The organism is Citrobacter sp. MGH 55, from assembly GCF_016906145.1.
GTDB lineage: Bacteria > Pseudomonadota > Gammaproteobacteria > Enterobacterales > Enterobacteriaceae > Citrobacter_A > Citrobacter_A amalonaticus.
In genome coordinates, this window is record NZ_CP070239.1 from 2,350,431 (window position 1) to 2,357,048 (window position 6,618).

General features: G+C 55.6%; 6 protein-coding genes. 4 read left to right on the top strand and 2 right to left on the bottom strand.

The features are described from left to right. The first annotated feature begins 34 nt into the window (after nucleotides 1-34). Complete coding sequence (rpoS, locus tag JTI98_RS09520; protein ID WP_000081550.1) at nucleotides 35-1,027, top strand: RNA polymerase sigma factor RpoS; 993 nt, start codon at nucleotides 35-37, stop codon at nucleotides 1,025-1,027. Between the two features lie 119 nt (nucleotides 1,028-1,146). Here the strand turns inward: rpoS and JTI98_RS09525 are convergent, their stop codons facing one another. Then, nucleotides 1,147-1,554, bottom strand: coding sequence for a MarR family winged helix-turn-helix transcriptional regulator (locus JTI98_RS09525; RefSeq protein ID WP_044255027.1), 408 nt, complete (start codon nucleotides 1,552-1,554; stop codon nucleotides 1,147-1,149). 171 nt (nucleotides 1,555-1,725) lie between these two features. Here JTI98_RS09525 and JTI98_RS09530 point away from each other — a divergent pair, with 171 nt between their 5' ends. The 3 genes from JTI98_RS09530 to JTI98_RS09540 are packed head-to-tail and all read left to right on the top strand — an operon-like array spanning nucleotide 1,726 to nucleotide 3,993. After that, nucleotides 1,726-2,319, top strand: a complete 594-nt coding sequence (locus JTI98_RS09530; protein WP_216082187.1) for a non-oxidative hydroxyarylic acid decarboxylases subunit B — start codon at nucleotides 1,726-1,728, stop codon at nucleotides 2,317-2,319. Beyond that, entirely contained in the window at nucleotides 2,319-3,746 is a 1,428-nt protein-coding gene (locus JTI98_RS09535) for a non-oxidative hydroxyarylic acid decarboxylases subunit C (protein WP_042999547.1), read from the top strand. Before JTI98_RS09530 ends, JTI98_RS09535 begins: the two co-directional genes overlap by 1 nt. 10 nt (nucleotides 3,747-3,756) lie before the next feature. After that, entirely contained in the window at nucleotides 3,757-3,993 is a 237-nt protein-coding gene (locus tag JTI98_RS09540) for a non-oxidative hydroxyarylic acid decarboxylases subunit D (protein WP_200016636.1), read from the top strand. Nucleotides 3,994-4,086: 93 nt separating this feature from the next. Here JTI98_RS09540 and mutS read toward each other — a convergent pair. Next, nucleotides 4,087-6,618 (bottom strand): DNA mismatch repair protein MutS (mutS, locus tag JTI98_RS09545; RefSeq protein ID WP_216082188.1); only part of this gene is annotated, 2,532 nt, incomplete at its 5' end.

Below are 6,618 nucleotides of genomic sequence, written 5' to 3' on the forward strand. Positions count from 1 at the left end.
GTTCCGTCAAGGGATCACGGGTAGGAGCCACCTTATGAGTCAGAATACGCTGAAAGTTCATGATTTAAATGAAGATGCGGAGTTTGATGAGAACGGAGTTGAGGTTTTTGACGAAAAAGCCTTAGTTGAAGAGGAACCCAGTGATAACGATTTGGCTGAAGAAGAGCTGTTATCGCAGGGGGCCACACAGCGTGTGTTGGACGCGACTCAGCTTTACCTTGGTGAGATTGGTTATTCGCCACTGTTAACGGCCGAAGAAGAAGTGTATTTTGCGCGTCGCGCACTGCGTGGAGATGTCGCCTCACGCCGTCGGATGATTGAAAGTAACCTGCGTCTGGTGGTGAAAATTGCCCGCCGTTATGGCAATCGTGGTCTGGCGTTGCTGGATCTGATTGAAGAGGGCAATCTGGGGCTTATCCGTGCCGTTGAGAAGTTTGACCCGGAACGTGGGTTCCGCTTCTCCACATACGCAACCTGGTGGATTCGCCAGACGATTGAACGGGCTATCATGAACCAAACCCGTACCATTCGACTGCCGATCCACATCGTTAAAGAGCTGAACGTTTATTTGCGTACCGCGCGTGAGTTGTCCCATAAACTGGACCACGAACCGAGCGCGGAAGAAATTGCAGAACAGCTGGATAAACCGGTTGATGACGTTAGCCGTATGCTTCGTCTAAACGAGCGCATTACCTCGGTAGACACCCCGTTGGGTGGCGATTCCGAAAAAGCGTTGCTGGATATCCTGGCCGATGAGAAAGAGAACGGTCCGGAAGACACCACGCAAGATGATGATATGAAACAGAGCATCGTCAAATGGCTGTTCGAACTGAACGCCAAACAGCGTGAAGTGCTGGCACGTCGTTTCGGTCTGCTGGGTTATGAAGCTGCAACACTGGAAGATGTGGGCCGCGAAATCGGTCTGACTCGTGAACGTGTTCGTCAGATTCAGGTTGAAGGCCTTCGCCGTCTGCGTGAAATTCTGCAGACTCAAGGGCTGAATATCGAAGCGCTGTTCCGCGAGTAAGCACCGTTCTAACAAGAAAGGCCAGCCTCTTTGAGGCTGGCCTTCTTCTTTCTGGCTGACTACGCTGTGTTTTTGCGGGTGAAGGCAGACGGGAGCATTTTCATGCTTACTCAGGTTTGTTAATCAGGCATCATTTTCTTGATTAGCAGGGCGAATTGCGCGCGTTCTTCGTCATTCAACCGTCCCAGAAACTCCTCATCCACCCGATTTCCCAACGGCATGCTTACCTTCAGCAAGGCTTCTCCTTCAGGGGTCAGATAAACGAAGCGGCGACGTTTATCCAGCGGATCGTTTTCACGCCTCACCAGCCCACGTTTTTCCATTCGGCTTAGCATTTCTGCCAGCGTCGCTTTGGTACTGACGGCGGCCTCCATCAGATTAACCTGTTCAATGCCGGGACATTCCGCAATGGCACGCATCACCGCGTACTGTGGTTTAGTCAGATCCGGCAACGCATGCTGCCAACGCGCCGTATGTTGTTGGAACAGCTGGCGTAACAGGTGAAACGCTTTATTCCGTAACTCCATGAAAACTCCAGGCTAAAAATCATGTCTCCTATCATAACGGGTAACACCGCGTTTTTTAACGAGGAAATCTTAAGCAATACGTGCGGAAAAAAACGGGCGCTATTGTCGTCGCTGTTTTACAGGGGTAATTTATATTAATTGTTCGTATACGAACAATTTGTGGAGTGATGAATGAGACTGATTGTGGGGATGACCGGGGCAACGGGAGCGCCGCTGGGTGTAGCACTGTTGCAGGCGCTGCGGAAGATGCCGGATGTGGAAACGCATCTGGTGATGTCGAAATGGGCCAAAACCACCATTGAACTGGAAACGCCATACCGTGCGCGCGATGTTGTCGGACTGGCCGATTTTTGCCACAGCCCGGCGGATCAGGCGGCGACCATCTCGTCAGGTTCGTTTCGTACCGACGGCATGATCGTTATTCCTTGCAGCATGAAAACCCTGGCTGGAATACGCGCAGGCTACGCCGACGGTCTGGTGGGACGCGCTGCCGACGTGGTGCTGAAAGAAGGGCGCAAGTTGGTTCTGGTGCCGCGTGAAATGCCGCTCAGTACGGTGCATCTCGAAAACATGCTCGCGCTTTCACGCATGGGCGTGGCGATAGTGCCGCCCATGCCTGCGTTCTATAACCATCCACAGTCCGTTGATGATATTACGCAACACATCGTGGCCCGCGTACTGGACCAGTTTGCGCTGGAGCACCCGCATGCGCGTCGCTGGCAGGGATTAGCGCAGGCACAGAATTTTTCACAGGAGAATGAATAATGGCATTTGATGATTTGCGCAGCTTTTTGCAGGCGCTCGACGACCAGGGACAATTGCTGAAAATCAGTGAAGAGGTGAATGCGGAGCCGGATCTGGCCGCGGCTGCCAACGCCACTGGCCGTATTGGCGACGGCGCACCGGCGCTATGGTTCGATAATATTCGTGGTTTTACCGACGCGCGTGTGGCGATGAATACCATCGGCTCCTGGCAAAATCATGCCATTTCATTGGGCTTACCGCCGAATACGCCAGTGAAAAAGCAGATAGATGAGTTTATTCGTCGCTGGGATAAGTTCCCGGTCACCCCGGAACGCCGCGCGAATCCGGCATGGGCGGAAAACAGTGTCGATGGCGAAGCGATTAACCTGTTCGATATTCTGCCGCTGTTTCGCCTGAACGACGGCGATGGCGGATTTTACCTGGATAAAGCCTGCGTAGTCTCCCGCGATCCGCTCGACCCGGACAACTTCGGCAAGCAGAACGTCGGTATCTACCGAATGGAAGTGAAGGGCAAGCGTAAGCTGGGCCTGCAACCGGTACCGATGCATGATATCGCGCTGCATCTGCATAAGGCGGAAGAGCGCGGCGAGGATCTGCCGATCGCTATCACCCTGGGTAACGATCCGATCATCACGCTGATGGGGGCGACACCGCTGAAGTACGATCAGTCCGAATATGAAATGGCGGGGGCGCTACGCGAAAGCCCGTATCCCATCGCCACCGCCCCGTTGACCGGGTTTGATGTGCCGTGGGGATCGGAGGTGATCCTGGAAGGGGTGATTGAAAGCCGCAAACGTGAAATTGAAGGGCCGTTTGGCGAGTTTACCGGCCACTATTCCGGTGGTCGCAATATGACGGTTGTGCGTATTGATAAGGTGTCGTATCGCAGTAAACCGATTTTTGAATCCCTTTATCTCGGTATGCCGTGGACAGAAATAGACTATTTGATGGGGCCGGCCACCTGCGTTCCGCTGTATCAGCAACTAAAAGCGGAGTTCCCGGAAGTGCAGGCGGTTAACGCCATGTATACCCACGGCCTGCTGGCGATTATCTCGACCAAAAAACGCTACGGTGGTTTTGCGCGAGCGGTGGGATTGCGTGCGATGACCACGCCACACGGGCTGGGTTACGTGAAGATGGTAATTATGGTGGATGAAGATGTCGATCCGTTCAACCTGCCGCAGGTGATGTGGGCGCTGTCGTCGAAAGTCAACCCGGCGGGGGATCTGGTTCAGCTACCGAATATGTCAGTACTGGAACTGGATCCGGGCTCAAGTCCGGCGGGGATCACCGATAAGCTGATTATCGACGCCACCACGCCCGTTGCGCCGGATAACCGTGGTCACTATAGCCAGCCGGTGTGCGATCTCCCGGAAACCAAAGCCTGGGCTGAAAAGCTGACTGCCATGCTGGCCAACCGTAAATAAGGAGCCTCAGATGATTTGCCCACGTTGTGCTGATGAACATATTGAAGTGATGGCGACCTCGCCAGTGAAAGGCGTCTGGACGGTGTATCAGTGCCAACATTGCCTGTACACCTGGCGTGATACGGAGCCGCTACGTCGTACCAGCCGCGAACACTACCCGCAGGCGTTTCGTATGACGCAGAAAGATATCGATGAGGTGCCGATGGTACCCACTATTCCGCCGCTGCTGACAGAAGATAAGCGCTGACGGAGTGCCGGATGGCGGCTGAGGCCTTATCCGACCTGGGAAAAGTACCGTTAATATGTGGCCCGATACGCAAAGCGGCATCGGGCCTTTTTCTTACACCAGACTCTTCAGCCGATAGATCCACTCCAGCGCCTGACGGGGCGTTAGCGAATCCGGGTCGAGATTTTCCAGTGCTTCAACGGCAGGAGAGGTCTCTTCGGGAACGGACAGCAGCGACATCTGGGTGCCATCCACCTGTGTTGCCGCCGCGTTGGGTGAAATGCTCTCCAGTTCGCGCAGTTTCTGTCGCGCACGTTTGATCACCTCTTTCGGAACGCCCGCCAGCGCTGCGACCGCCAGGCCGTAGCTCTTACTGGCCGCACCGTCCTGCACGCTATGCATAAAGGCAATGGTATCGCCGTGCTCTAACGCGTCGAGATGGACGTTGGCTACGCCTTCCATTTTTTCCGGCAACTGTGTCAGCTCGAAGTAGTGCGTCGCGAACAGCGTCAGCGCTTTGATCTTATTCGCCAGATTTTCCGCACATGCCCACGCCAGCGATAGGCCATCGTAAGTGGATGTCCCGCGGCCAATCTCATCCATTAGCACCAGGCTGTTCTCAGTGGCGTTGTGCAGAATGTTGGCCGTTTCGGTCATCTCTACCATGAAGGTGGAGCGCCCGGAGGCCAGATCGTCCGCCGCGCCTACACGGGTAAAGATACGATCGACAGGACCAATCTCCACCTTCTGCGCCGGTACGTAGCTACCGATATAGGCCAGCAGGGCAATCAGCGCGGTCTGGCGCATGTAGGTACTTTTACCGCCCATGTTTGGTCCGGTAATGATCAGCATTCTGCGCTGTGGTGAGAGGTCGAGCGGGTTGGCGATAAACGGCTCATTCAGGACCTGCTCCACCACCGGATGGCGGCCCTCGGTAATACGAATACCTGGCTTATCGCTGAAGGTTGGGCAGGTGTAGTTCAGCGTGTACGCGCGTTCGGCCAGATTCACCAGTACATCGAGTTCCGCCAGCGCACTGGCGCTCTGTTGCAGATCCGCCAGATGCGGTAGCAGTAGGTCGAACAGTTCATCATAGAGCTGTTTTTCCAGCGCCAGCGCTTTGCCTTTGGAGGTCAGAACTTTATCTTCGTACTCTTTGAGTTCTGGGATGATGTAGCGCTCAGCGTTTTTCAGCGTCTGGCGACGGACGTAGTTGATTGGTGCGAGGTGGCTCTGCCCACGGCTAATCTGGATGTAATAACCGTGCACCGCGTTAAAGCCGACTTTCAGCGTGTCCAGCCCGGTACGCTCGCGCTCACGGATTTCCAGCCTGTCGAGATAGTCGGTCGCACCGTCTGCCAGGGCGCGCCACTCATCAAGCTCTTCGTTGTAGCCCGGCGCAATAACACCACCATCACGAACGAGAACCGGGGGAGCGTCAACGACCGCTCGTTCCAGCAGTTCCCGCAGTTCGGCGAATTCGCCCATTTTCTCGCGCAGCATTTGTACAGGGGCGCTGTCCACCGATTCCAGTTGCGCACGCAGTTCCGGCAGTTGCTGGAAAGCGTGGCGCATGCGAGCGAGATCGCGCGGACGCGCGGTACGCAGTGCCAGACGCGCAAGAATACGTTCCAGATCGCCCACCTGGCGCAGCACGGGCTGCAGTTCACTGGTTGCATCCTGTAATGAACCAATGGTTTGCTGACGTTCTGTCAGGATTTTCGTATCACGTACCGGCATATGCAGCCAGCGTTTGAGCATACGGCTGCCCATCGGCGTCACGGTGCAGTCGAGCACGGCGGCCAGCGTGTTCTCCATGCCCCCGGCCAGATTCTGGGTGATCTCCAGATTGCGGCGCGTCGCGGCATCCATGATGATGCTGTCCTGCTGCCGCTCCATGGTGATAGAGCGAATATGCGGCAGGGAAGTGCGCTGGGTATCCTTGACGTACTGCAACAGGCAGCCAGCGGCGCAAAGTCCGCGCGGCGCGTTTTCAACGCCAAAGCCAATCAGATCGCGGGTACCAAACTGCAAATTCAACTGCTGACGTGCAGTATCAATTTCAAATTCCCACAGCGGGCGACGACGTAATCCTCGACGACCTTCAATCAGAGCCATCTCCGCGAAATCTTCGGCGTACAGCAGTTCCGCCGGGTTGGTCCGTTGCAGTTCGGCGGCCATTGTTTCGCGATCGGCGGGTTCGCTCAGACGAAAACGCCCGGAGCTGATGTCCAGCGTGGCATAACCATAGCCTTTACTGTCCTGCCAGATGGCGGCGAGCAAATTGTCCTGGCGCTCCTGTAGCAGGGCTTCATCACTGCTGGTGCCCGGCGTGACAATACGCACGACTTTACGCTCAACCGGCCCTTTACTGGTGGCCGGGTCGCCAATTTGCTCGCAAATGGCGACGGATTCACCCTGATTGACCAGCTTGGCGAGGTAGTTTTCGACCGCATGATGGGGAATACCCGCCATCGGGATGGGCTCGCCCGCAGACGCACCGCGCTTCGTCAGCGAAATGTCGAGCAACTGCGACGCCCGTTTTGCATCGTCGTAAAAGAGTTCGTAAAAGTCGCCCATGCGATAGAAAAGCAGAATCTCCGGGTGTTGGGCCTTCAGCTTGAGATACTGCTGCATCATGGGTGT